General features: G+C 51.7%; 22 protein-coding genes and 2 pseudogenes. 1 reads left to right on the plus strand and 23 read right to left on the minus strand.

What is annotated here, in order from left to right:
* Positions 1-9 precede the first annotated feature (9 nt).
* From pgl to KDW_RS36450, 9 genes and pseudogenes are all read right to left on the minus strand, one after another.
* On the minus strand, positions 10-747 hold the full coding sequence (pgl, locus tag KDW_RS16405) for a 6-phosphogluconolactonase (protein WP_151756945.1): 738 nt from the start codon (positions 745-747) through the stop codon (positions 10-12).
* 424 nt (positions 748-1,171) lie between these two features.
* Positions 1,172-2,437, minus strand: coding sequence for a glucose-6-phosphate dehydrogenase assembly protein OpcA (locus KDW_RS16410; RefSeq protein ID WP_162005292.1), 1,266 nt, complete (start codon positions 2,435-2,437; stop codon positions 1,172-1,174).
* A gap of 92 nt (positions 2,438-2,529) precedes the next feature.
* Positions 2,530-4,080 (minus strand): glucose-6-phosphate dehydrogenase, encoded by a 1,551-nt coding sequence (zwf, locus tag KDW_RS16415; protein ID WP_151756947.1) that lies wholly within the window; start codon positions 4,078-4,080, stop codon positions 2,530-2,532.
* 367 nt (positions 4,081-4,447) lie between these two features.
* Positions 4,448-5,593: a transaldolase gene (gene tal, locus KDW_RS16420; protein ID WP_151756948.1), complete on the minus strand. Its 1,146-nt coding sequence runs from the start codon at positions 5,591-5,593 to the stop codon at positions 4,448-4,450.
* 128 nt (positions 5,594-5,721) lie between these two features.
* On the minus strand, positions 5,722-7,746 hold the full coding sequence (tkt, locus tag KDW_RS16425) for a transketolase (RefSeq protein WP_151756949.1): 2,025 nt from the start codon (positions 7,744-7,746) through the stop codon (positions 5,722-5,724).
* 187 nt (positions 7,747-7,933) lie between these two features.
* A complete protein-coding gene (gene mutS / locus KDW_RS36435; protein ID WP_151756950.1) occupies positions 7,934-9,289 on the minus strand; it encodes a DNA mismatch repair protein MutS in 1,356 nt (451 codons plus the stop codon).
* The gene (locus KDW_RS36440) at positions 9,286-9,807 is read right to left on the minus strand and encodes a hypothetical protein (RefSeq protein ID WP_162005293.1); all 522 of its coding nucleotides are present in this window, start codon (positions 9,805-9,807) and stop codon (positions 9,286-9,288) included. The genes mutS and KDW_RS36440 overlap by 4 nt, the downstream gene beginning before the upstream one ends.
* 45 nt (positions 9,808-9,852) lie before the next feature.
* Positions 9,853-10,014, minus strand: a pseudogene (locus KDW_RS36445) (hypothetical protein); the annotation flags it as partial.
* 179 nt (positions 10,015-10,193) lie between these two features.
* Positions 10,194-10,712, minus strand: a pseudogene (locus tag KDW_RS36450) (MutS N-terminal domain-containing protein); the annotation flags it as partial.
* A gap of 257 nt (positions 10,713-10,969) precedes the next feature.
* On the opposite strand from KDW_RS36450, the gene KDW_RS16445 reads away from it, so the two are divergent.
* The gene (locus KDW_RS16445) at positions 10,970-11,416 is read left to right on the plus strand and encodes a LapA family protein (protein WP_162005294.1); all 447 of its coding nucleotides are present in this window, start codon (positions 10,970-10,972) and stop codon (positions 11,414-11,416) included.
* On the opposite strand, the gene KDW_RS16450 is transcribed toward KDW_RS16445, so the two are convergent.
* The 14 genes from KDW_RS16450 to nusA form a co-directional block, all read right to left on the minus strand.
* On the minus strand, positions 11,393-12,820 hold the full coding sequence (locus KDW_RS16450) for a hypothetical protein (RefSeq protein ID WP_151756953.1): 1,428 nt from the start codon (positions 12,818-12,820) through the stop codon (positions 11,393-11,395). The two genes, KDW_RS16445 and KDW_RS16450, sit on opposite strands and share 24 nt — an antisense overlap.
* Entirely contained in the window at positions 12,817-13,428 is a 612-nt protein-coding gene (locus KDW_RS16455; RefSeq protein ID WP_151756954.1) for a hypothetical protein, read from the minus strand. Before KDW_RS16455 ends, KDW_RS16450 begins: the two co-directional genes overlap by 4 nt.
* A gap of 212 nt (positions 13,429-13,640) precedes the next feature.
* Complete coding sequence (locus tag KDW_RS16460; RefSeq protein ID WP_233097725.1) at positions 13,641-15,062, minus strand: FtsW/RodA/SpoVE family cell cycle protein; 1,422 nt, start codon at positions 15,060-15,062, stop codon at positions 13,641-13,643.
* 90 nt (positions 15,063-15,152) lie between these two features.
* The gene (locus tag KDW_RS16465) at positions 15,153-15,605 is read right to left on the minus strand and encodes an FHA domain-containing protein (RefSeq protein ID WP_151756955.1); all 453 of its coding nucleotides are present in this window, start codon (positions 15,603-15,605) and stop codon (positions 15,153-15,155) included.
* A gap of 12 nt (positions 15,606-15,617) precedes the next feature.
* On the minus strand, positions 15,618-16,040 hold the full coding sequence (locus tag KDW_RS16470; protein WP_151756956.1) for an FHA domain-containing protein: 423 nt from the start codon (positions 16,038-16,040) through the stop codon (positions 15,618-15,620).
* Positions 16,027-16,518 carry a DUF3662 domain-containing protein gene (locus KDW_RS16475; RefSeq protein ID WP_162005295.1) on the minus strand — a complete coding sequence of 164 codons (492 nt, stop codon included), beginning with the start codon at positions 16,516-16,518 and terminating at the stop codon, positions 16,027-16,029. The genes KDW_RS16470 and KDW_RS16475 overlap by 14 nt, the downstream gene beginning before the upstream one ends.
* The gene (locus KDW_RS16480; RefSeq protein WP_151756958.1) at positions 16,515-17,477 is read right to left on the minus strand and encodes a bifunctional riboflavin kinase/FAD synthetase; all 963 of its coding nucleotides are present in this window, start codon (positions 17,475-17,477) and stop codon (positions 16,515-16,517) included. Before KDW_RS16480 ends, KDW_RS16475 begins: the two co-directional genes overlap by 4 nt.
* 123 nt (positions 17,478-17,600) lie before the next feature.
* Positions 17,601-18,491, minus strand: a complete 891-nt coding sequence (truB, locus tag KDW_RS16485; protein ID WP_162005296.1) for a tRNA pseudouridine(55) synthase TruB — start codon at positions 18,489-18,491, stop codon at positions 17,601-17,603.
* An 18-nt stretch (positions 18,492-18,509) separates the two neighbouring features.
* On the minus strand, positions 18,510-19,574 hold the full coding sequence (locus tag KDW_RS16490; RefSeq protein WP_151756960.1) for a DHH family phosphoesterase: 1,065 nt from the start codon (positions 19,572-19,574) through the stop codon (positions 18,510-18,512).
* On the minus strand, positions 19,571-20,008 hold the full coding sequence (gene rbfA / locus KDW_RS16495; RefSeq protein ID WP_151756961.1) for a 30S ribosome-binding factor RbfA: 438 nt from the start codon (positions 20,006-20,008) through the stop codon (positions 19,571-19,573). Before rbfA ends, KDW_RS16490 begins: the two co-directional genes overlap by 4 nt.
* A 72-nt stretch (positions 20,009-20,080) precedes the next feature.
* Entirely contained in the window at positions 20,081-22,147 is a 2,067-nt protein-coding gene (gene infB / locus KDW_RS16500) for a translation initiation factor IF-2 (protein ID WP_151756962.1), read from the minus strand.
* The gene (locus KDW_RS16505) at positions 22,140-22,823 is read right to left on the minus strand and encodes a hypothetical protein (protein WP_151756963.1); all 684 of its coding nucleotides are present in this window, start codon (positions 22,821-22,823) and stop codon (positions 22,140-22,142) included. The genes infB and KDW_RS16505 overlap by 8 nt, the downstream gene beginning before the upstream one ends.
* Positions 22,824-23,332: 509 nt before the next feature.
* The gene (gene rnpM, locus KDW_RS16510) at positions 23,333-23,704 is read right to left on the minus strand and encodes an RNase P modulator RnpM (RefSeq protein WP_151756964.1); all 372 of its coding nucleotides are present in this window, start codon (positions 23,702-23,704) and stop codon (positions 23,333-23,335) included.
* A gap of 17 nt (positions 23,705-23,721) precedes the next feature.
* Positions 23,722-24,975, minus strand: coding sequence for a transcription termination factor NusA (gene nusA / locus KDW_RS16515; protein WP_233097726.1), 1,254 nt, complete (start codon positions 24,973-24,975; stop codon positions 23,722-23,724).
* Positions 24,976-25,105: the final 130 nt, after the last annotated feature.

Here is a 25,105-nt window from a genome sequence, read left to right on the forward strand (position 1 = left end):
ACACATCTCCTAGCTCTGTTTGCGTAATTTCCCCGCAGCGGCCGTATCAAGCATCCAGGTGACTTCACCATTGGTTGGGCGCACAATCTGGGCTGGATATTCTTCGGGCTGCTCAGGACCTTCCAGGACCGCCTGGAGCGCTTCGTCTTTTTCGGCTCCCGTGACCAGGAAGAGGATGTGGGCAGCGGCATTGAGCAAGGGTGGTGTGAATGTCAGGCGTGGTGGTGGTGGTTTGGGTACCGTCACCGGCATGATCAGTCGCGCTTGTTCCTTGAGCGAAGCCTGATGTGGGAAGAGCGAGGCAGTATGCCCCTCGGGCCCCATGCCCAACTGGATCAAATCAAAGCGCGCGTTCCCATTGCTTCCAACGACGCGTTGGATCTCCTGGGCGTAAGCCTGTGAAGCGGCGTCGCGATCGGCCTCATCCGCAGGTACGCGATGGATTTGTGCTGGCTGGATTGGTAGTTTGCTCAGCATGACCTCATTGGCCATCCGGTAATTGCTTTCAGGATCATCAGCAGGCACACAGCGCTCATCGCTCCAGAAAATCTCAATTTTTGACCAATCGATCTGGTTGCGATACGGCTCGGTGGCTAGTAATCCATACAACTTTTTCGGTGTGGAACCGCCGGAGAGGGCCAGCGTGAAGTGGCCATGATCGGCAATTGCTTCCTGAGCGACGCGCACGATATACTCGGCGGCGGCGCGGCTGAGTTGTTCTCCATCTGGAAAAATGGTAACGTTCATACAATTTCAATCGTGCGGAGACCCCTGCCTTCGGGCATGGGGAGGAAGCACGCCTCCTTTTTGCTGTTCCTCGTGTGTTGTCCCTTGCGGGAGACCGCTTTTGGTGGGAACGGCCAAACCCCACTGGTTTCCCAGGTAAGGTGTGCCTCGACGATGATACCGGCCTGCACATCTTCTCAGCACTGCCTCGAACCCCGTCTGACTGGTTAACTGAGAAGTTCTAGAGCAACGCGCTGGCAAGTACGCGTTGGTAGGTTCTTTGACACGTCCGGTATCGTAGCCCGATGGGTGTAAGCACCCCTGGCTGGGTCTGGTCAGGTCCGGACCTGGAGAAGACGGGCAGCAATCCCCCCATCTCTAAGCCCCCGCCGCAGAGGCGTGGGGTACCTGACACAATGCTCCAATTAGAATGATGATAGTAACACTATTCTGCAAGAAGTGCAAACACCTCATGCAGCATTTGCTCATACAGGCGATCGCGCCCCATGATCTCTAACTCATTGTGTAGCAGATCACTTTCCTTATGGGTCGCTGCTATACTCACGGTTCGAGGGGGGCGCGGGCTTCCAGGCACTTCAACAGATGTGAGCACGTGATCGTCATCATCGCCACGCTCAATAGTAAAGATCGCCTGTTTTCCCTCTACGGTGCAGACCATACGCACCAGGCAGAGTGTACCAGGAGCTGATTTTACCAGTTCACGTGGTTGGACAGAGATGCGAATACCTCCCAGTGGCGCGCTAGTTTTTTGTTCACCAGAAGTGATAGCACTGAGTGGTTGCGTGACAACTTTATTCATATCCCGTTCCGACATATGCCAGGAATAGGTTCCTGTCACCGGGTCCCGACTATTGTCACTCTCATCCTCTGACAATTTCCAGCCCAGGCGCGTTTTCAACCAGGCGGCCAATAACAAGGCCCTGATTGGATTTTTCTGGCTTGAATGATGATCCAGGGCCTGACTAGAAGTGGCAACGATATGTTCTATCGAAATAGTATCCACTGCCATCAGATACGGGCGGTACTCGGGGATATCAAAAAATTGTGCGATCAACTCACGCCAGGCAGTGACGCGTCCCCAGGTGAGATCACTGAGAGCACACTGCGGAGCCTGCTGCAAGATGGCCGAAGCGGCACTGATCTGCTCTTCAGGCTGCGTGAAATGGCTGGAATCGATAATGACCCGGCTACTGAGTTTAATCAGACGGTGGAAAATATCATGATCTTCAGGAAGATCATTTAACCACCACAAATAGACGGGTAGATCAGGTTTGAGCAGGGACTGAACGATATTATCCACATATTGAATGGCTTTGCCACCGACTGTGGCAGTAACCTGTTCAAAATGATGGCGCATAATATCTGAAATGATCGGGAAGGAGCGCAGCGTGATCCAGGTAGACACCTCGGATGGACCATCGCTGCGCGTGTCAAGAATTAAAAGGGTAACTCTAGCGATGTGGGTACTGGCTAAGTCGCGGAGAACGGCGCTGGCCTTACGCGCTGTTTTTTCGTCCTGAGCACAGATCACGAAATTGAGCACGCTTGTACGCACATTCATATTCTGACTAATACGCATGTTATCGGCAGCCAGACGCCAGAGCGTTGACAACTCGACTTCTACATGTTCCGGGCTGACCTGTTTGCCTGCCCAGGGCAATTGCATTCCTGGGGCTGCGGAGTTATCCATTACCATTCCTACACCCTTCATCAGTGAACCTCATTGTTCTAAAGGACAACATTGTGCTATTGAGTTCTAGATTTGCTCTTAACGCTTGCTCACTATGGGCGGCGCCAGCGGCGACCGTCACGCCAGATGAACTCATCGGCGGCCTGGGGTCCCCATGAGCCAGACTCATAGCTATGAATGGTATCGCGAGGAGCCGCGCCCCATTCGTCCAGAATGTTCTGTACGAAGGCCCATGCTGCCTCGACCTCGTCACGGCGTGTAAAGAGTGTTGAGTCACCATGCATGGCGTCAAGTAAGAGGCGCTCATACGCTTCCGGTTGTTCACGCACAAAGGATGAACCATAGAAGAAGTCCATATTCACCGAGCGAATCTGCATATCGGTGCCTGGTACCTTGGCGCCAAATTTCAGCGAAATACCTTCATCTGGCTGGATACGTAAGGTAAGGACGTTTGGTTCTACCTGACCCTGTGTGTCGTGATCCTTGAACAGCATCAGTGGTGGCTGCTTGAACTGAATAGCTATTTCGCTTACACGCTTGGGCAAATGCTTGCCGGTGCGTAAGTAAAATGGTACCCCGGCCCACCGCCAGTTGTCAATAAAGGTTTTTATAGCAACATAGGTTTCCGTGCTAGAAGTAGGGGAGACTCCATCTTCCTGGAGATAGCCAGGAACCTGTTTGCCGCCGACCCAACCCGGACCATACTGGGCGCGAATGGTATTATTCTGTACTTCGCGTCCAACCAGGGGTTGTAGCGCATGGAGCACTTTTACTTTTTCATCGCGGACCGAATTGCCGTCAAAGGCGATTGGTGGTTCCATCGCGACCAATGTCAGCAACTGGAGCATATGATTTTGAATCATATCGCGAATGGCACCAGATTCCTCATAGTAGCCAGCGCGTCCCTCCAGACCGAGATTTTCCGCGACGGTAATTTGAACATGATCAACATAACGCCTGTTCCAGACCGGCTCGAAGATGCCATTGGCCAGACGGAAGACCAGGATGTTCTGAACGGTCTCTTTACCCAGGTAGTGGTCGATACGATAGATCTGATCTTCTTTGAAGACTTTAGCGATCTGGCGATTGAGCTCACGCGCAGTGGCGAGGTCATGACCAAAGGGTTTCTCTACGATGATACGTGTCCAACCTTTGCGGTTCCTGTTTAAACCGGCGGCCCCCAGATTCTGAATAATATCAGGATACTGGCTGGGTGGTGTGGACAGATAAAAGATACGATTGCCACTGGTACCGCGCTCTTGATCAAGTTTGTTTAATAATTGATTGAGTTTGGTATAACCCTCGGGATCGTGAAAATTTGACTGCAGGTAATGAATACCGGAGGCAAAACTCTCCCAAACTTGAGGATTAACCGGCTTTTGGCGAGAATATTGATTAATTGATTCGAGGGCCTGCTGGCGGAATGATTCGTCGGTATAAGGGCGTCGCGCAAATGCTACGACCGAGAAGCCTGCTGGTAATGGATGTTCCAGCGCTAGATTATATAGGGCGGGAAGTAATTTACGGTGTGTCAGGTCGCCTGTTGCACCGAAGATGACCATAACACAGGGTTCAAGGCTCTCTTTAATGCGTAATCCTTCGCGAAAGGGATTAGGCGCCTCGACGACGCTACGCTGAGGCATGTGATATCTCCTAATGACTTGTTTTAGTTTCTTACAACTAATGACGTATTTTTAAAGTGTTTACTGAGTACGTTCAGGTCTAACTGGTAAAGCCTACAGGGTTGTAACGTTTTACCATGGTTTGCATAATACCATATTCACTGGCGAGATGGTTGGCTCATGAGCCTGAGGTCCTGCTCATATAAATAGCATATATGGATTAGAGGACATAAGCAAGCCCTGAGCCATCGGCAAAAATGGAATTCGCTGGTATGTGTACTCAGGAATATCTCCACCTCGATGCATGATCATCATGATCGAGATGGAGATACAATATGACTAACATTGAGCTCTTACAGCGAAAAACTCATGGTGTGGATGGACCGTCCTAGTTACCAACCTGAGTCTCTTTGATAGCATTTTTCTTATTATCGATGCCTTCAAACAACTGGTGGAAGGAGTCCGCAAACTTCCTCACGCCTTCGTCCTGTAACTGCTGGGTCACCTGAGCGTAGTGGATGCCAACCTTCTCCAGGGCATCCAGAGCAGCTTTAGAACCAGCAATATCATCCTCAATACTGTTACGGACCTGACCATGATCGCGGAAGTTCACAATGGTCTCCAGGGGCATGGTGTCAACGGTATCAGGACCAACCAGTTCCTCTGCATACAGCACGTCGCGGTAGGCAGGATTTTTGGTGCTGGTGCTGGCCCAGAGTGGACGCTGGACATGCGCGCCAAGATGTTTGAGTGATTCAAAGCGTGGGGTATTGAAGATGCGTTTGAAGTCCTGATAGACGACGCGTGCATTCGCGATCGCAGCTTTACCTTCGAGGGCCTTCAACTGCTGTTTCTCGCTCTCGTTGCTGCTGGCCTTAATCTTGTCCTCCAGCATCTTGTCGACCAGGGTATCAACGCGGCTGACAAAGAAACTGGCGACGGATGCGATTTTGCTGACATCCTCACCACGACCATTGCGATCCTCAAGCGCACGGATATACGCATCGGCGACATCGCGATAGGAATCCAGCGAGAAGATCAGGGTGACATTGACATTGATACCGCTGCGCAGCACTTCATAGATGGCAGGAATACCAGCGGGTGTGGCCGGAATCTTGATCATCAGGTTCGGGCGCTGGACCATGCTCCAGAAGCGTTTGGCCTCTGCGACGGTGCCTTCGGTATCGTTTGCCAGTTCAGGTGAAACCTCAAGGCTCACATACCCATCTTTACCCTCTGTGCGATCATAGATCGGACGCAGCAGGTCGGCAACCGTGCGGATATCTTTGATCACGACTGCTTCGTAGATATCGCTGGTGCTCTTGCCTTCTTTAATCAACTGGCTGATCTGCTCATCATAGGCATGGCCAGCGCTGATCGATTTCTCGAAAATGGTTGGATTGGCGGTCACACCAAGTACACCATCCTCGTCCAACATCTTTTTGAATTGGCCGGAGGCGAGTTGTGAACGATCGATATTGTCATACCAGACGCTCTGGCCCTCGGACTGCAATTGTGTTAAAGGATTTGCCATGGAATTGTACCTTCCTTTTACTTATCAAACATTTCCAGCAGGCCTGCCCTGCCAGCATAGTGGCTGAGGCAGGCTGTTTTATTGCTTTTCTGGATGTGCAGGCAATAAATACTCTGTATAAATGCTTCTTATTTGTGTAACAGAGCTTTTGCTTTCGCTACAACATTCTCAACTGAGAAGCCAAATTCCTGGAAAAGGGTCTTCGCAGGAGCGGATGCGCCAAAGTGATCCAATGCAATGATATCACCGTCGAGACCCACATAGCGACTCCAGCCCATTGACAGGCCAGCTTCAATTGCAATACGTGCACGAACATTTTTCGGCAGGACAGACTCTTTATATTCTGCACTCTGCTCTTCAAACAGTTCCCAACTTGGAACACTTATAACACGGACTGCTACGCCATCCTGATGCAATTGCTGGGCAGCATCAAGTGCCAGCGAGACCTCAGAGCCACTGGCCATCAGGATAAGATCTGGTGTACCTTCACTATCCATTAGCACGTAAGCTCCCTTGGAGAGGTTACTTGCACTGGCATAGGTTTCTCGATCCAGGGTTGGCAGGTTCTGACGTGTTAAGGCCAGAGCGACAGGACCCTTGTGGGTGATGGCGACGCGCCAGGCTTCGGCGGCCTCATTGGCATCACCAGGGCGCAGCACGGTCACACCAGGAATGGAACGCAGGGCTGCTAATTGCTCAACTGGCTGGTGGGTCGGACCATCTTCACCGACACCGATGCTATCGTGTGTGAAGACATAGATCGTTTTGACTCCCATTAAGGCTGCCAGGCGGATCGGTGGGCGCATGTAGTCTGAGAAGATCAAGAAGGTCGCGCCGAAGGGGATCAAGCCACCGTAGAGGGCCATACCGTTCAGGATGCTTCCCATGCCATGTTCGCGAATACCAAAATGCATATTGCGACCGGATTCAGTACCGCTGAAGTCTCCCAGGCCCTTCATGTTGGTGTTGTTGGAAGGAGCCAGGTCGGCGGAACCACCGATCAGGTTGGGCAGGTTAGGAGCGATCGCGTTGAGGGTCTTGCCGGAAGAGACGCGAGTAGCGATTGCTTCACCAGCTTTGAAGACAGGAATATCTTTATCCCAGCCCTCGGCCAGCTTGCCACTTAACTCTTGCTGCCACTGTGCGGCCAGTTCAGGATTGGCGGCGGTATATGCATCATATTGCTTCTGCCATGCCTCCTCGAACTCGGCACCACGCTCAATCGCCTGGCGGAAGAAGTTTAGTGACTGCTCAGGTACAAAGAAGGACTCTTCTGAAGGCCAGCCCAGGTTGCGTTTGGTCAGGACGATTTCCTCGGCGCCCAGTGGGCTGCCATGAGCGTCGTGACTGCCCTGTTTGTGAGGACTACCATAGCCGATTTTCGATTTGACGATAATCAATGAAGGTTTGTCGGTCTCAGCTTTGGCGGCCTCGATAGCCTGATCGAGGGCGGCCAGATCATTGATATCAGCGACGCGCTGTACATGCCAGCCATAGCTCTCGAAGCGGGCGCCCACATTCTCGGTAAAGGCGATGCTGGCATCTCCTTCAATGGTGATGTTGTTATCATCATAGAAGTAGATTAAGCGATCCAGTTTCAGCGTACCAGCTAATGAAGCGGCTTCAGAGGAGATACCTTCCTGCATATCACCATCACCAGCGATAGCATAGATGTAGTGATCGATCACCTCATGACCAGGACGATTGTAGCGGCTGGCCTGATAGCGCTGAGCGATTGCCATACCAACACCATTACCAATACCCTGTCCCAGTGGACCAGTGGTGGTCTCGATGCCGACGGTATGTCCATACTCAGGATGGCCTGGTGTGAGGCTACCCCACTGGCGGAAACCCTTCAGGTCGTCCAGTGTGAGGCCATAACCGGTTAAGTATAGTAAACTGTATTGCAACATTGAAGCGTGACCGGCTGACAGCACGAAGCGATCGCGGTTGACCCAATGTGGATTTTTTGGATTGTGGCGCATGTGGCGGGTATAAAGTAAATATGCCAGAGGGGCTAGCGCCATCGGTGTGCCAGGATGCCCTGAATTTGCTTTTTGTACGCCGTCCATGGCTAGTGTGCGAATGGTATTGATATAGAGATTTTCTAAAGCTTGTTTGTCTTCTACAGGAACTTGTTGTTGGGTTGTCATTGATCCTCCCAATTTGGATTTTTATTATTGTACACAATACACTAACCATCATTATCATATCACATCTGATGGCTTGATGTCATGCCATTCAATCGTGTGAGCGAAGCTAGCCGCGAGTGAGCGGCGTTCACGATTGCTTTTTAATAGTGTGTTAATTGGTGGCAAACTCTGTGAATTAAGCTCTCAATCAGGAATCTTTCCTGGCTTTTTGTTGCAATTCATAGAGTTTGCTAATAGCTTCGATCGGGGTCAGTTCATCGACCGCCAGTTCTTTAAGCTCTTCAATGAGCGGGTGGGCTTCGGGGGCCATCAAGGTCATTTGCCAGGCGACCGGCATGGTCATATCGCGCATGGTTTTGCGCCGCATTTTGGCATCACCTTTGCGCTCCAGTTCTTCAAGGATCTCTTCTGCGCGATGGATCACCGGACGTGGAATGCCGGCCAGTTGGGCCACGTGGATACCATAACTTCTATCCGCGCCACCGGGAACAATTTTGCGCAAGAAGATTACCTGACCGGCTTCCTCAGTCACAGCCACATTCAGACACTTGATACGTGGCAGTATCTGCGCGACCTCGACCAGTTCATGATAGTGGGTCGCGAACAGGGTACGGGCGCCGCTGCGCTTATTATTGTGCAGATATTCGACGACCGCGCGCGCAATGGCCAATCCATCATAAGTGCTGGTACCGCGTCCGATCTCATCAAGAATAATCAGGCTGCGTGGCGTGGCATGATGGAGGATATTCGCCGTCTCCACCATCTCCACCATAAACGTACTCTGTCCTGTAGCCAGATCGTCCTGGGCACCAATACGCGTAAAGATCCGATCCACGATACCGATCACGGCAGTCTCCGCTGGCACGTAGCTACCAATCTGGGCTAGCAAGACGGTCAGGGCAACCTGACGCAGATAGGTGGACTTACCGGCCATATTGGGACCGGTGATAATACCAATCTGGGCGTCATGATTGGAGAGGTTCGCATCATTAGGAATAAAAGGAATATCAGGTTGGGCTTGTTCCACCACTGGATGGCGGCCAGCCACGATATGAATAGTATCCTCATTATTCAAGACTGGACGGCAATAGTTTTGTTTGGCGGCCACCTCGGCCAGACTCTGATAAACATCGATCTCTGCCAGGGCGTGGGCCGTATCCAGGATGCGCTCGGCGGCGTGGATGGCGATATCCGAGCGGAGTTGCACAAAGAACTCATTCTCCATTTTATTGACGCGCTCTTGTGAGTTCAGGATGAGCGTCTCATACTCTTTCAGGTCCGGTGTGATATAGCGCTCAGAATTCGTGAGTGTCTGGCGGCGAATATATTCCTTGGGTGCTCGACTGAGGTTGGACGTGGTAATCTCAATAAAATAGCCGGTGGCCTTATTAAAACCAACCTTGAGATTATTGATGCCGGTGCGCTTGCGTTCGCGCTGTTCCAGATCCGAAATCCATTTGCGTCCATTCTGGGAGGCATCGCGTAATTGATCTAATTCAGCGCTAAAGCCAGCCCGGATGATGTTACCCTCGGTAATACTCATGGGGGATCATCGGTGATGGATTTTTCGATCAACTCGATAATATCGTCGTTATCAGCCAGGCGTTCCACGATGCGTTGTAGCGACGGCTTACTGGCAATCTCTTCCTGGGTCAGGCAGCTGCGCACTTCAGAGGCGGCGCGCAATCCATTGGCCAGAGCCACCAGGTCCCGGGGGGAGGCAATGCGCTGCTTGACGCGATTGATCAGGCGCTCAACGTCACCAGCTTTTTTCAGTCCTTCAGTCAGGCGCGCCTGTAAAAGAGTATCACCAATCAGCTCACTGATAGCTTGCTGGCGCTGTTGCAAGATCCCGATCTCCAGCAATGGCTGGCCGATCCAACGGCGCAACAGGCGTCCACCCATTGGGGTGCGGGTACGATCCAGTACCCAGAGTAACGAACCCTTGACCGAGCCACCACGACCGGTCTCGAACAATTCAAGATTGCGGCGCGTATAGGGATCCAGGGTCATAAAGCCATCGGTAAAATATGTTTCCAATGCATTCAGCTGTTGCAGCAAGCCCTTTTGGGTTTCCTGTACATAGGCCAGGACTGCACCGGCAGCGCGAATGGCCAGGGGCAGATGGGCGCAGCCGAAGCCTTCCAGCGATGCGGCATCGAACTGGCGCAGCAGTCGATGGCGGGCATCATCTTCACTGAAGTAGCGGGTATCATAGGGCGTAACGTGTCCGGCGACCCCTTCGAGTAATTTTGCCAGCGGGGCCACATCATCCTCTTCATCTTCGTCCAGGTCGGGATCTCAGCATTAGGATTGCCATTGCTGCCGACTTTGGTCACCTGTTTCTCATTCATGACTGCCGCCAGCCAGCGGCGTTTGCGGCTACCATGACGATGATAATTGGCTTCAACCAGCACCTCGGCCGGTCCTACGCGGGCAATCTCCTGTTGCGCGGCCACATCTGGTTCTGTGGAACTAAACTGGGTGACCGCGAACTCACCTGTGGTGATATCAACGTAGGCGAGGCCGACCGCATCGCGACCCACAATGACTGACGCCAGAAAGTTGTTGCGTTTGGCCGCCAGCATGGCTGGATCAATGACCGTCCCAGGTGTGACGATGCGTACTACCTCGCGATCAACCAGGCCTTTGGAGAGTGCGGGATCACTGGTCTGTTCGGCAATGGCCACGCGATACCCTTTGCCGACCAGCCGGGCGATATAACCATCGGCTGCGTGATGGGGGATACCAGCCATCGGAGAACGCTGACCCTTACCGAAGTCGCGTCGTGTCAGGGCGATCTCTAATTCGCGCGCCACGATCTCCGCATCATCATCAAACATCTCATAAAAGTCGCCCATGCGGAAGAAAAGAATGGCGTCAGGATTTTGACGTTTAATATTCAGGTACTGTGCACGTACCGGGCTATAGACCGGATTTTCTTTTTCGTATTCTTCAAATAGCACGTTCGTTCTGCCTCCCTAATGCTCCACCCAAGTATAAGCCTATTGCCGTATGCCGTCAATTTGCCCCACGGCAAAGAGGATGTTCGGGGTTGAGGGTTTATTTTGCTTGCTTGCAGGTCCTGTGAATATAATGTAACAGGTTATTCGTATTATTTATAAGCCCAATAATTGAACACAAGTGACTATCAATTGCTTGTAGACGTTATTGGACATAGGAATTATTTTCTATTACGACGCGATTGCGAAGGAGGTCGTTTTTGTTCTACCTCATACTACTACTATTCTTATTGGTATGTGGCGGACTGGCAGTACTGACCATTTGGAATTTTTCGACACAGGTTCATGTGGATCTTTTTTTCTGGCAGTCTCCTGCCCTCCCCATTGGTATGTGGATTTTAATCTCTTTCTTTCTGGGTGCATTGCTACTCTATCTGGTTTCGGTGGTCTCGGCCTGGTCTGATAAACGCTTGATCAAGAAGTTGCAGCAGCAGATTGCCAGCTTGGAGCAACAGGTTGAGGCCAGCAAGGCTACTCCTCCGACCAGTAGCAGTCCGATGAATGTACCAGAAAATACCTATAATCCGATCATGCCGATGCCTGGTAATATTTCTCAAAGTGGTAATCTACGTAATACCCCCCAGAGTGGTAATCTGCGTAATACTTCTCAAAGTGGTAATTTATTACCGCCCAAAGATTCTCGCTAGCCAGCGTGGTAACAAGCCTTGCGGTTGCTCTTCATGCGTTACGTGAGGCTTGCCGGATTTTTCCTCCTCTGCTTCTTCTTCCGTGTGCTGTAATGTGCTGGTGGGCTCCATTGCTACTGGCATTACTGGTGAGGACTCCAGGACTGGCTCTGGTGGCTCCTCATCACTATATGGAGGCTGCGTCGGTCCTTCTTCATCCTCAGTCTGCGTCGCTTCTATTGCCAGCGGCTCTTCGGTGGTTGTTTCCGAAATATGATCTTCTATTTCAGAGGCAGGTGGCTCAGGTTCGGTCTCTTCTTCAGAATGCTGCTCTATTTCAGACGCGGATGGCTCAGTTTCGGCTGCTTCCTCTGGTGTAGCTGTGATCTCTGAACTTGTGGCTGGCTCTTCTAGCGCAACAGACTCTTCAACCTGCTTGCCTGGCTGTTTGTTGTCATCTGGCAGTGATGGTACCTCAGTATCTGAAGGTGATAGCTCCTCAACTGTTGTGGTTTCTGTCTCCTCAGGCTGCTCTGGTGTAGACTGATCCTGGATTACTGCCTCTTCAGACTCCTCAGATTGGCCCACAGGCTGTCCTGGGCTCTCAGTGGATCCCTTTTCACTTTCACTCTCCAGTTCCTGGACCTGTTCATTACTGCTGGCTTCTGACTGCTCAACGTCCCTGATCTCGTCATCCGTAGGCTCGACCGTATGAGTGGACTCAGTAGGTGGTTGACTGTCTGCTTTTGATCCAAGTAACTCTACCAGGGCAGGAGGGATATCTAGTGGTACAGATTCTTCATCCTCAGGAGGCAATGGTTTGGTCTGTCGCGATCCTTCAGGGCTGCCCGGCTCACTCATCAGCTTTCGTAGCAACTGGTCTTCAGTAACTTTTGGAGCGTTATCTGTGGATTGGGGTTCAGAAATTTCTGGTGCCTGTTCTTCAGTCTGTGTTTCGGGTAGTTCAACTTCAAAGTAATTACTGAGTCCTGAATCGTTCATCGACCACATCCACTCATAGGCACCCTCCAGGGCATGCTCACACCATTGCGTATAATTGCCCTGGATGACGTTGAGTGCTTCACAACGGCTCAATAACTGCATTGTATTGTCCAGCCAGTCTTCGCCGCGCTCCAGCATACGGTCCAGTAAATCTATATCCTCGACCCCACAGGCGCGCAATTGAGCGATCGCCGCCAGCGCAATTGCTGATGGCGTGTATGCCTGGATTTGTTCGGTGTTTTGAGCCTGTTTGACATGCAGCTTCTGTATTTCCTGCTGTAGCTGGTCCGCTTTTTGACGTTTTAACCAGAGCTGGTAGGTGGCATAAAACTGCTCTACTTCCTGATGAGTAAGCTGCGAAAAAAGTTTATCGATCTCGGCATCCTCGATCCGCCCGGCAGGCTGGATTTCACGCTCGTTCATTGCTGTTCCCTTTCTGGCGTTTCTCCAGTCTGTTTGCTTTGTTCGCCCCAGCGTTCAAACCAGCGCTCCACCAGGTGATTGGTGCGGTTACTTTGTTGATCGATTGGGCTGGTATTTTGTGGATCTTGCTCAGGTGTTTTGCGAGTATTGCGCAGCCACCAGGGAACCTTCAGCTGTGGATCTGTCTGACTGTGTCCTTCGACAAATGAGCTGATATCATTGGGTAAAAGATTGTCAGGAGACGCAGAGGGGTGTGGTACTGGGCTCTGAGTGGTAGCGTTGACGATGGGTTTCTGCATCTCTTGCGCATCAAAATTTGGTAACTGTCCCCAGGCAAAAAGTGCTGGCGAGACAGAACCACTTGCCTGTTCCGCCGTTTTCTTATCCTGTGCAGTTGTGGCAGGCATGGACTGTCGGTTGGCGCCTGGTCGTGTCTGTTGGATCCCGATCAGCGTCTGCAAAATAATATTGTCTGAATACGTTGTATCATTTTCTAAATGGCGTATCTCAGCCTGTATTATCGCCAGCTCTTGCTCAAACGCCTGAATCTGGCTTGTGAGTTGCTGGTCAATATCGCGATAAAATAGCCATTGCCTGTATTGGCCCATTATTTCCCCACGCATTCTTACTGTAGCATGTTCAAGCCTTGTTTTATGGGCAGTATAACATGTGCCTTGATCTCAGACAAGCAACCCTATCTAGTGTCCTATCCGTAACTATCACTGTCTCGCTAATCTCTGTTGTTGCCCGGCCTGATAAACAGAAAAAAAGCAGGCAAAGCTAAAATATGCTTCACCTGCTTTTTTTCTGTTCCACCTGGTCAATAGGCGCCTTCGCGTTCCACGGCGGAGTTATGCGAAATGCGTAGTAGAATACCGACGATGATAAAGTTGGCCATAATGGCGTTACCGCCATTGCTCAAGTAGGGTAAGGGGATACCAGTCAGAGGAAGCAACTTGAGATCACCAGCGGTAATAATCAGCGTTTGCAGGGCGAAGACTGAGGTCAGTCCGGCTGCCAGCAACTTACTAAATGTATCAGAAGCCTCGGCAGCGATACGGAAGCCGCGGTGCACAATCAGCAGATAGATGCCGATGATCGCGAACAAGCCCACCAGGCCAAATTCCTCAGCATAGGCGGTAAAGGCCATGTCCGAGTCGACAACTGGTACACGCGCTGGTAAACCTAATCCAAAGCCGCTGCCCAAAATACCGCCACTAGCCACGCTGGTCAATCCCTGATAGACCTGGTTGCCACTACCCAGAGCAAATTTGTCTTCTGCTGGCGTCAGATGGGCCCAGTCGGCTGGGTTAAAGGCTACCGTCGCAAAGCGATTCTGGACGTATCCAAGCAAGCTGTAGCCAATGAAGCCCAGGAGCAGAAAGGCGCCCAGACTCACGAGGACATAGGATTTTTTGCCGGTGGCGACATAGGTCATGCACAGGAACAGGCTATAGATCAGCAGTGCCAGACCTAACTCACGCACGACCAGGAAGCTGAGCAGGGCGATACTGAGCATGAAGAGTAATGGTCCGAGCTGGCGTAGCGGTGGCAGACGTAGGGGACCCAGACGATAGTGTCCTTCGGCCAGGATGTCGCGGTTATCATTGAGATAGCCGGCAAAGAAAATTACCACACCAATCTTCAAAAACTCGGAAGGCTGTAAGTTCAACGGTCCAAAGTTAAGCACATCACGGGTAGGATCCGCATTTTTGAAGGTGAGGATACCCTTGATGACACTGGGAAGCAGGACGGCGAAGCAGAAGAGCAGCCAGGTATATTTATAGCGTGACAACCAGCCAATGTTACGCAAGATAAACATGGTGCCCAGACAAATTGCCAGGCCCACTAACACCCATACTAATTGTTTGGAACCCAGGTTGGGAATCGGCCCAACTCGAGGAGGAATATCAGGTCCAAGGCGAGTCATCATGACCACACCCAGGCCACTGAGCAACGAGACCAGCGGCAAAAGCACTTGATCAGCTTTGCGGAAAAAGATATTTAAGATAAAATGCACGACTAAAATAGCTGCGATAAAACCCAGGATGGGAATCAGACCATCTAGAATGGGCAGGTTTTTTAAATTGTTCAGGGTGGTGGTGTCATTACTTGAGTGAATGACGAGCAACTGTGTCATCAATAATAGCAAGATACTGCAAGGAAGAATCAGGAGTCCCAATTCTTTCCAGCGATACTGGCGGATGGCTCCTGTTGCTTGTTGCGTTATTTGTTGTGCCATGTATTAAAACCTCATGTAACTAGGAGCAGGAGTGCGTCTGGTAAGAAGTGTTTGTATAAGGGAAGGCAACCTGCAAGGGTTGCCTTAAGATTATTGCGTGAGTTTGAATTGAATATACCCGACGCGTACGATATCGCCAGCGCGGGCAGGGATGGGTTCGCGGGCTGGCTGATTGTTGACGTACGTACCGTTGACACTTCCTGCATCCTGTACATACCACACACCATTACGGAACGAGAGTCGCGAGTGTTCCGATGAGATAAAGTTATCAGAGATCTGAATGGTATTTGTGGGACCACGCCCGATAGTTGTTTGCTGCTCCAGATCGAAACGCATGCCTGGTTGAACGATGGTACTGGGACCGCTATCGACAACGATCAGATGACCAAAGGACTGAGCAATGCGCGCTGCGTCAGGATTATCCCCGATAGCGGCCGTCTTGCGCAGGTCGCGTGTAATGGCGATTACGACCTGCATCAAGAAAAGATAGAGCAGGACGATGAATAAGAGACGCAATATAAGTAAGAATACTGGTAGTTGCATAGGGCGAAGATCTCACCTTCTCTCGAAGTAAAAATCATAGCTGCCTATGGTGAATTGGTCACCATTGCGCAGAATATGTTGGCGCATATGTGGCGTATTATTGATGGTAATTCCATTGGTACTGCCAAGATCATAAATGCCAAATTGTCCATCTGGCTGATATTTGATTTGTGCATGATAACGGGAGACGCGCTTATCTTCAACAATGATATCATTACTGAGCTGTCGACCGATATTGACGAGTGGCTTTTCGATGCGATAGGTCTGTTGTCCCGCCTGCGGCAAACGGATCGTGAGCCAGGCCTGTGGCATCGCTGGCGCTTGCGGCGTAGGTGGGATAGTTGGTGCGACCCCTGCACCACTCTGATGATGCGCACCAGAATGAGCACCACGTGCGTGTTGATTGGGCGAACTGGCAGCATCAATACCAGGCAATGCCTGATTTGGGCGCCAGTTGTGAGCGTATCTGTGCTAATTGCTCGGCACTCAGAGCCTGTGTTGACATTAAGCCGTCGCCGCTATTACTGCGTGCATCGGCCTGTTCTGTCTCAATGCGCACGCTGCCCGGGCGCAACGAAGTATCTGAGTGCAGACGAATAATCGGCACCGTCTTCAAGGTATAGTGCCGGCGTCGTGCGAACTCCACCAGATGGTTCTGCCAGTCCCTGGTAAGAGAGGCCTGGCCGGGTGCCATCTGCTGATGATCATTTATGCTCAGATAGATATCATACACATTTGGCGACAGTCGACGACCCTCACCCTGTAACATTGTATTATCATCCATCGCACGCTCTAATTTACGGGCTATCTCAATCGGCTCCATCTTTGATGGAAAGAGCCGATTGAAGGGAGCCTCAATCATGCGTTGCATAAATGCTTCTAATTTTGCGAATGGGTTCCGGCGAGCGTTCAATGGCTCACCCTCCTGCTAGTTAAAATCTGACGTGCCTGTTGCACATCGATCGAAATTTGATTTTTCAAGGCATCAATTCCTGCGAAACGTTGTTCACCACGAAGATGTTCGATGAATTCAACACGCATGTAGCGGTCATAAAGATCCATGTTTACATCCAACAGATGAACTTCTACAAGACGTTCTTTTCCATTAAAAGTAGGACGAATACCAATATTGGTTACACCATTATAGACGGTAGAAGATTCTTCTAAGTCACGTGTTTCACTGTCATGCACAGTAACCCTTACTGCATATACGCCGTTAGCGGGTAGAAGTTTGTGTTTATCGGGACGAATATTGGCGGTTGGGAAACCCAGTAGCCTGCCACGCTCGTCTCCGTGAACGACAGTTCCTCCCAAAACGACGGGGTGTCCGAGCAAGGTATTAGCTTCTGCTATCTGCCCCTCGCTGACCAATGACCTGATACGTGTACTGCTAATGCGCGTCTGGCTATCTTTTTCCAGTGCCAGGGCACGCACCTCGATGCCATGCTGCTGTCCATACTGTTCTAGAAATGCTACATTTCCCATTCGATTATGACCAAGGCTAAAATCAGAGCCAACGATCAGTCCTCGAATAGCAAAACGTGCGCAGAGATTATCCATAAAATCTTCTGCAGATAGTGCAGCTACCTCAGGTGTAAAATGAATGACAATCGAGTCTTCAACCTGGCCATATTTTCTCGCCAGGGCCAACTTCTCTTCTAGCGTGGTCAGATATAAAACATTTATATCCGGGCGCACAACCATCAGGGTGTGCGGCGCAAAGGTCACCATGACCGGTGTACACTGTAGCGTCTGTGCCATCGCGCGTACTTCCTGGAGGAGTCGTTGATGTCCAAGATGGATACCATCGAAGTTTCCAATTGTAATCGCGATAGGAGTCTGCTCTGATAGGGTTGTCTGGTATTCAGTCATTTTTGTAGAGGTCCTCTTCCATGGTTTGCCGGTTTGGAAGTGCCTTTTCCTTGTTATTCTCTCGTTTATAGTACCACAGCCGGTGCATGCTCGCAATAAAGGTATGATTGTGCAGGACCATGTTTAAACAAGAACTTTTTTGGGTTTCCAGAGTTGCTGTTCGGCATCCCAGATGGCGATGGCTAAAAATTGTCCGTTAGCGGCATAGACGCGTCCTAATGTGGCCTGTTCGGCGCTAGCAAGATCCGGATAGGCAAAGGCGTTGCCATGTATCACACGCTCCGTGAGTTGTTGATCCAGGTGGAGTGCTGGATAGCTCTGGAGGGCGAAATCAACCGGGAAGAGATGTTCCGCTAGCTTGCCCTGTTCTTGCTCGCCCGCTAGCTGTTCCAGGGTAATGCTGCTGTCCAGGACAAAGGGACCACTGCGCGTGCGGATGAGTCCGGTGAGGTAGGCCCCACAACCCAGATACTCGCCCAGATCGTAGGCTAGCGAGCGAATATAGGTACCCTTGCTACAGGCGACCGCCAGTGTCAGGTGTGGGTTTTCCCAGGCGAGAATTTCCAGGGACTGAATTTCGACTGGCCGGGATTGCATGACAACTTCTGTACCAGCGCGGGCAAGTTTGTACGCGGGCTGCCCCTGAATTTTGATGGCGGAGTAGCGTGGTGGCATCTGTAACTGTGCACCCATAAAGTGTGGCAAGGCAGCAACGACCTGTTCACGCGTTAACTGAGAGGCGTCAGCGGTACGTAGAACCGTGCCTTCTGCATCATAGGTATCGGTAACCGTGCCAAAGGTGATCCTGGCCTGATAGGCTTTACCACTCTCGCTGAGGTATTCCGCTACCCGTGTTCCCTGACCAACACAGATAGGAAGGACGCCACTGGCTTCTGGATCTAGCGTGCCGGTATGACCGACGCGCTTTTGCTTCAGCAGCTTGCGTATCCTGGCAACCACATCATGTGAGGTCATATGCAGATCTTTATTGATATTCAGAATTCCGTCCACCACGCTTATATTTCTCCGCTCTTAAATTTCGGCTTCCAGGATCGCGCCTGCTTGCCGATCCGTCTCGTGCATCTCGCGCTCAATCTCTGCCAGCACCATGGGGATAGCTACATCCAGTGGTTGATGAATGGTAGCTCCAGCCGCCCGTGGATGTCCGCCACCGCCCAGGCGCATACAGACGGCCGCCACATTATATGGTTCGCTGCTGCGCAAACTGATGCGCGTCTCAGCTGGATTGCCATAATTTTTAAAGAAGGCCGCCACCTGTACACCCGCGATATCGCGCAACATTCCCGATGCATTGGTATCCATATCATCGGTTGCGCCCGTGGCGCGCAGGGTCTCATCAGTCGCGAAGGACCAGATCAGACGGCCATTCAGGGTAGTCTGGGCGTTGTTGATAGCCGCGGCTGTAAAGCGCATCTGGGCTAATGGATGGGTGCGAAAAATTGGCTTGACAATTGTTTCTGCTCTGGCACCGGCTTCAACCAGCGTTGCTCCAACCATCATCGTGCGGGGTGAGGTACTGGGATATTGGAATGAACCAGTATCGGTAATCAATCCAGTGAGTAAGCAGACAGCCGCATCTTTTGAGAGTGTCAGGCCTGCCTGTTGTTGAAATAAGACGAGCAGTTCAGTTGTAGAGGCAGCTAATGGCTCAATAATATTAACCTGACCACAGCCGCTACTGCTGATATGATGATCGATATTGATGATTGTCGCCTGGTCCAGAAATGCCTGATGCTGTTCATAGAGCGCGCCATAGCGACTCAACTCACCGGCATCCAGCGCAATGACCAGATCAAATTGTTCGTCTCCCAGGGTGGTCTGCAAGGTTTCGACCCCTGGTAGAAAGGAAAATGACTGTGGGACAGGATCTGCACAGGCGGGAACACATACTTTGCCATGCTGGCGTAGGATATGGGCGAAGCCCAGGGCAGATCCCAGACAATCCCCATCTGGATGTTCATGAGCGAGCAACGCAATACGCTCTGCTCGCTCAATTAATGCCATTGCCTGTGTGACTTGCACAGGATTCAATTGTTCTGCCAGGGAATCGGTCCCTGGACAAAAAGATGCGTTCATTCCACCTCTTTTATACTGCTTGCTTTCTCTTGCTCTGCGAGATTGGTTGCTTTCTCTTGCTCTTCCAGGCGGGCCGCTCTTTCGCGATCTTCTTGCTCAACTCTGCTGATCAGGCCCAGGATGCGAGCGCCTTCTTCGATAGAGGTATCAAGTTTAAAAGAAAGGTCTGGCATATAGCGTAAAGTCAGGCGGGTCGCGAGCTCATGCCGTAAGTACCCACTGGCATTTCTCAGCCCTTTCATGGTTTCGGCCTGCTCTTCAGGCGTGCCCATCACGCTCACAAACACCCTGGCATGACGCAGATCGCCACTGACCTCGACGCGGGTAATGCTGGCAAAACCCACACGTGGATCTTTGACGCGGGTGCGAATGAGCTCACTCAGGTCAGCCGTCATCAATTCGCCTAATTTTTCTTGTCGATGACTATTTGGCATAGTCTTTCCCCTCAACGGTGCAGGCGTGGCCTGCTACAAACATGAGCAGGCCACGTCATTCCACCATATATTCTATGCTCCAGGTGCAACGCGCTCCTGTGAGTATGTCTCGATGATGTCGCCAACTTCGTAAGCGTTGAAGTCTTCGAGCAGGATACCACACTCGTATCCAGTCAATACTTCACGTACATCGTCTTTACCACGACGTAAGGAGGCAACTTTTCCGTCCAGAACTTTCTCTTCTTTACGCATCAGGCGAACCTGCGAGCCACGAGTGATTCTGCCATCCAGCACACGACAACCTGCGATAACAGTTTTACCTGATTTGAAGGTCTGCATGATTTCAGCATGTCCATCGATAACTTCGCGGAAGGTTGGTTCCAGCATACCGACAAGCGCGGCCTGAATATCTTCGATCAGCTTATAGATGACGTTGTAGTAGCGGATGTCCACGCCTTCGCGTTGGGCTTCGCTAGCTGCCGCACCATCTGCTTTGACGTTAAAGCCAATGATGATGGCTTTAGACGCTGCTGCCAGGTGAATATCGGTCTCACTGATGTTACCGATACCTTCGCGGATCAAGCGTACCTTCAAGTTCTCCTCACCCAGTTTGGATAGAGAGCCCTTGATGGCTTCCAGTGAACCCTGAACATCACTCTTAATGACGACGTTCAGCTCTTTGACCTTACCCTCTTGCATCTGCATATACAGGGTATCCAGGCTGACCTGACCCAGCGGTGTGGCTTCGCTCTTACGCTTCTCGCTCTCGCTCTCGGCCTGCTGTTTGGCTGTGCGCTCATCTGAGGTCACTTCCAGGCGATCACCGGCGTTTGGTACCTCGGGCAAGCCCAGGATACTGACTGGTGTGCTTGGTGTGGCTTTCTGGATGCGCTTACCACGGTCGTTGAACATGGCACGCACTTTACCAGAGATCGAGCCAACCACGATATTGTCACCCATTTTGAGGGTTCCCTGTTGGACCAGAACCGTAGCAGTCGCACCACTATTTTTCTCCAGGCGAGCCTCGATGATGACACCGGTGGCCAGACGATTAGGATTGGCCTTGATGTCCTGTACCTCTGAAACCAGCAAGATGTAATCGAGCAGTTCATCGATACCTTCGCCGCGACGAGCAGAGATTGGCACACAGACGGTATCGCCGCCGTACTCTTCGATGACGAGCCCGATTTCGGCCAACTGCTGTTTGACGCGATCAGGATTGGCGTTAGCTTTATCGATTTTGTTCAGCGCGATGATTATGGGCACTTTAGCCGCACGAGCATGGTCAATGGCTTCACGGGTCTGAGGCATCACGCCGTCATCCGCTGCAATAACGATGATGGCCAGGTGGGTAACCTGAGCACCACGGGCACGCATGGCGGTAAAGGCTTCGTGACCTGGGGTATCCAGGAAGGTGATTTTCTTCCCATTAACCTCAACCTGATAGGCACCAATATGCTGCGTAATACCACCAGCCTCACCGGCGGCTACCTTTGTTTTTCGGATCGTATCCAGCAGGGAGGTTTTACCATGGTCGACGTGACCCATGATAGTGACAACCGGTGGAATTGTGACCATGTCATCTTCACCACGCGTGGCCATCATGGCTTCGTTGGCAGAGAGGGGCCGCTCGCCACGGACGGCGGGATTCTCTACGGCAGCGATTGGGCTGGGCTCGAAACCAAGATCCTGGGCGACCAGCGAGGCTTTGTCATAGTCCACAACCTGGTTAATGCTGGCAAAGATTGCATGCTTATTAATCAGATCACGAATAACCTCGATTGGTGTGATACCCAGCATATCGGCCAGATCTTTGACCACAATCTGTGGTGGCAGAGAAATTGGCCCTGTTGGCTTTTCTTTCACTGGAGCCTGCCGGCGTTCCTGTGTGCGCTGAGCGCTATGTCCGCCTGAGCGTCCACCGCCAGGACGATGATTGCCACCGCCAGGACGATAATTGCCACCACCCGGACGTTGTTGGCTACCGCCAGGGCGCTGTGGACCAGCACCTGAGCGCTGCGGACCACCGCCACCAGGACGTGGTGAGCTGCTATCGCGATTATATTCGCGGCTGCGATCGCGTGAACGATCTCGCTCGGGTGCATGTGGTGCTGGAGTGGTCGCTGCAGTACTATTCATGGCCGGGCGAGGACCCGATGGGTTGCCACGATAGGGGGGCGACTGCCACCACCGGCCGGGCGGGAAAATCCACCTTGTCCTGGACCACCAGCGGGGCGAGGTCCTGTTCCAGCAGGACGAGGTCCACCTTGTCCTGGACCACCATATGGACGAGGACCTGAGGGTTGATTAGGATTGCGGTTATAACCACCAGGACGTGGTTGTCCACCCTGGTATCCACCCTGACCACCACCCTGATATCCGCCCTGACCACCGCCATTATAAGGGCGATTACCCTGATACGGTGTAGATGGGCGAGGTGCCTGATCGCCTTCGCGGCGTGCAGGGCCGGGCGAGGTGCCTGATCGCCCTCACGGCGTGCGGGAGCAGGACGAGTTGCTGGCTGTTGATCTGTCCCCTCACGGCGTGCGGGAGCAGGACGAGCTGCTGGTTGTTGGTCTGTCCCCTCACGGCGTGCGGGAGCAGGACTAGATGTTTGCTGTTGCTCTGTTGCTGGAGCGGCTGCATCGGTTGGCGTTGCTGTACTACGACGCCGAGGCGCGGGTTTGGTCTCCTGTTCCTGGCTGCCCGTTGCTTGATTTTCTGGTTTTGGGCGGGGGGCAGACCGAGTTTTTGGTGTGGCTGGTTTAGCTTGAGTCTGCTCGGTGCCCTCTGGAAGCTCTGATATATCTCTCATGAAGAAGACTCCCTTTCTTATCAGATGATGCGCCACAAGTGGCGGCGGAATCTCTCTTCACAGCCATAAAAAAGGTCTGTCCCCCGTTCCTTAAAGGAAAACAGGGTGACAGATCCTCGTTGGTGCAGTGCCAGGCGAAATTAGTCTGCGCTCTCTGGCGTAGAAACTATGGTTATATAATCATAGCTAATCGCTCCGCAAACATTCGCTTACAGCTGCCCTGTATACGAGGGGCTGTGTCTCTGTCAAGAGTAGAGAAAAAACGAAACATTGTTCAATCCTCATCTAACCCGGAGATCAGATGCCAGTATTGAAAGATCTATCCCCACATCGGAGATAGGAACAATATACATACTAAGTCAGTATAGCGTACTGAATAGATCCTTGCAATATCATATCGTGGTAGTTGATAAGCTGCGAAGCAGCGAGGCACGCCAGGAGCGTTTATGAGCGCTTTTTTGCGCCTGCTGCTTGCTACAAGGATGAGTTTATGTCTGATGTGAGAGCTATTATGCTTTCGTTTCAGATGCGCTCTTACGGTTTACTGGTACTTTTGGCTTTTTAGCTGTAACTGACGCTGGCTCGTCTTTCGGCAACGTCTCAACGTACTCATCGAGGGCGGCGCGATCTTCTGGCGAAATTTGTGTCTCGAAGACCTGCTCCAGACGATGTTCCTTGAGTGCCTTTTGCCAGCAAGAAAGCCGGGCGCAGAGATACGCTCCTCTGCCAGACTTCTTGCCAGTCGCATCGATTAGGACCTGGCCCTCAGGTGTGCGCACCACGCGTAACAGCTCTCGTTTCGATTTATTTTCGCGGCAGGCGATACAAGTGCGCAGCGGAAGATGCTTCTGTTTTTTGGGTTGTTTGTTCGCTGTCTTCACCAGACACACTCTCCTCCCTAATCGCGATCGTATCCATACCCGGAATGGCTATGGCGTCCTCCTCGTTCTCCGCGGTCGCGGCCACCACGTCGAGAAGAACCATTGTTGTCCCGTTCATGCCTTCCAGATGAACGCTCCGAACGCTCCGAACGCTCACGGCGTGGGTATGCGTTACTACTGCTTGATGGTTGTTCGGCCAGTTCGCCAACAGGTTCCTCGAACACTTCGCCCTCAGCCGGTTTGGTGACATCCACCCGCCAGCCGCTTAGCCTGGCTGCCAGACGAGCATTCTGTCCGTCTTTACCAATGGCGAGCGAGAGTTGCTTCTCGTGAACCGTCACTAAGGCTGTATGATCTTCTTCACGCAATTCAACTTTAAGCGGTTTCACTGGACTCAGTGAGTTCGCGACGAAGGTCGCTGGATCTGGACTCCACTGGATGATATCAATTTTCTCATCATTGAGTTCACGCACAATATTATTGATACGTGATCCACGTACACCGACGCACGAGCCGATGGGATCAAGTCCTTCCTGGCGCGCTACTACGGCTACTTTGGAGCGACTGCCTGGCTCACGAGCGATGCCTTTGATTTCGACGGTTCCCTCATAGATTTCAGGAACTTCTGACTCAAACAAGCGGCGTACAAGATCACGATGGGTCCGTGATACCAGGATCTGGAGCATGCGACCCTGAACCCGACGTACATCATAGACAAAGACACGAACACGCTGGCCGTTACGGAGACGTTCACCCTGGACTTCCTCGCTGGGTGGCATGAAACCTTCTACTTTATCTACCTGATCAAGGTCAAAGTCGAGCAGCCAACCACGGATAGGATCTTTATGGGTGAGGGTACCCAGGCGAATCTCGCCGACCCAGTTCTTAATTTGATCATAGAGGTGTTCATGTTCAGCTTCGCGAATGCGTTGCAGAATCACCTGTTTTGCAGTTTGTGTCGGAATACGGGCGAAGATGAATGAAGAATCAACATCCACAAATTGTCCAAGCGCTGCATTTGGGATGAGGCGTTGTGCCTCTGCCAGAGAAATCTCTTCGTTAGCGTCCCGGACCTGGGCAACGACTCTTTTTGAGGCCCAGACATGAACTTCTCCGTTTTTGTCAACTTCGATACGGACATTCTCTCCGCCGCCGAAGCTTTTACGGTAGGCCGCTAACAGGGCGGTGGCTACGGTTTCCATTACCACTTCGCGGGGTAGTCCCTTTTCGGCAATTAGTTGCGCGATTGCCGCCTGAAATTCGCTCCTCATAGGCCATGCTCCTCCCGCTGGCGCCCGGTAATCAATACATCATTTTTTCGAGTGCAAAAGAAAAAAGTCTCTGGCATACAGAAAAGTGGGGGGTCCCCACTTTTCTTTACATGTTCACTTAATTCTGTAG

Origin of the sequence: Dictyobacter vulcani, assembly GCF_008974265.1 — a bacterium.
Classification (GTDB): Bacteria; Chloroflexota; Ktedonobacteria; order Ktedonobacterales; family Ktedonobacteraceae; genus Dictyobacter; species Dictyobacter vulcani.

Excerpts from the sequence above, each read along its gene's own strand:
- pgl (WP_151756945.1), bottom strand. The coding sequence starts at position 747 with ATGAACGTTACCATTTTTCCAGATGGAGAACAACTCAGCCGCGCCGCC.
- KDW_RS16410 (WP_162005292.1), bottom strand. The coding sequence starts at position 2,437 with ATGGATAACTCCGCAGCCCCAGGAATGCAATTGCCCTGGGCAGGCAAA.
- zwf (WP_151756947.1), bottom strand. The coding sequence starts at position 4,080 with ATGCCTCAGCGTAGCGTCGTCGAGGCGCCTAATCCCTTTCGCGAAGGA.
- tal (WP_151756948.1), bottom strand. The coding sequence starts at position 5,593 with ATGGCAAATCCTTTAACACAATTGCAGTCCGAGGGCCAGAGCGTCTGG.
- tkt (WP_151756949.1), bottom strand. The coding sequence starts at position 7,746 with ATGACAACCCAACAACAAGTTCCTGTAGAAGACAAACAAGCTTTAGAA.
- mutS (WP_151756950.1), bottom strand. The coding sequence starts at position 9,289 with ATGAGTATTACCGAGGGTAACATCATCCGGGCTGGCTTTAGCGCTGAA.
- KDW_RS16450 (WP_151756953.1), bottom strand. The coding sequence starts at position 12,820 with ATGAACGAGCGTGAAATCCAGCCTGCCGGGCGGATCGAGGATGCCGAG.
- KDW_RS16455 (WP_151756954.1), bottom strand. The coding sequence starts at position 13,428 with ATGGGCCAATACAGGCAATGGCTATTTTATCGCGATATTGACCAGCAA.
- KDW_RS16460 (WP_233097725.1), bottom strand. The coding sequence starts at position 15,062 with ATGGCACAACAAATAACGCAACAAGCAACAGGAGCCATCCGCCAGTAT.
- KDW_RS16465 (WP_151756955.1), bottom strand. The coding sequence starts at position 15,605 with ATGCAACTACCAGTATTCTTACTTATATTGCGTCTCTTATTCATCGTC.
- KDW_RS16480 (WP_151756958.1), bottom strand. The coding sequence starts at position 17,477 with ATGACTGAATACCAGACAACCCTATCAGAGCAGACTCCTATCGCGATT.
- KDW_RS16490 (WP_151756960.1), bottom strand. The coding sequence starts at position 19,574 with ATGAACGCATCTTTTTGTCCAGGGACCGATTCCCTGGCAGAACAATTG.
- rbfA (WP_151756961.1), bottom strand. The coding sequence starts at position 20,008 with ATGCCAAATAGTCATCGACAAGAAAAATTAGGCGAATTGATGACGGCT.
- infB (WP_151756962.1), bottom strand. The coding sequence starts at position 22,147 with ATGAATAGTACTGCAGCGACCACTCCAGCACCACATGCACCCGAGCGA.
- KDW_RS16505 (WP_151756963.1), bottom strand. The coding sequence starts at position 22,823 with ATGAGAGATATATCAGAGCTTCCAGAGGGCACCGAGCAGACTCAAGCT.
- nusA (WP_233097726.1), bottom strand. The coding sequence starts at position 24,975 with ATGAGGAGCGAATTTCAGGCGGCAATCGCGCAACTAATTGCCGAAAAG.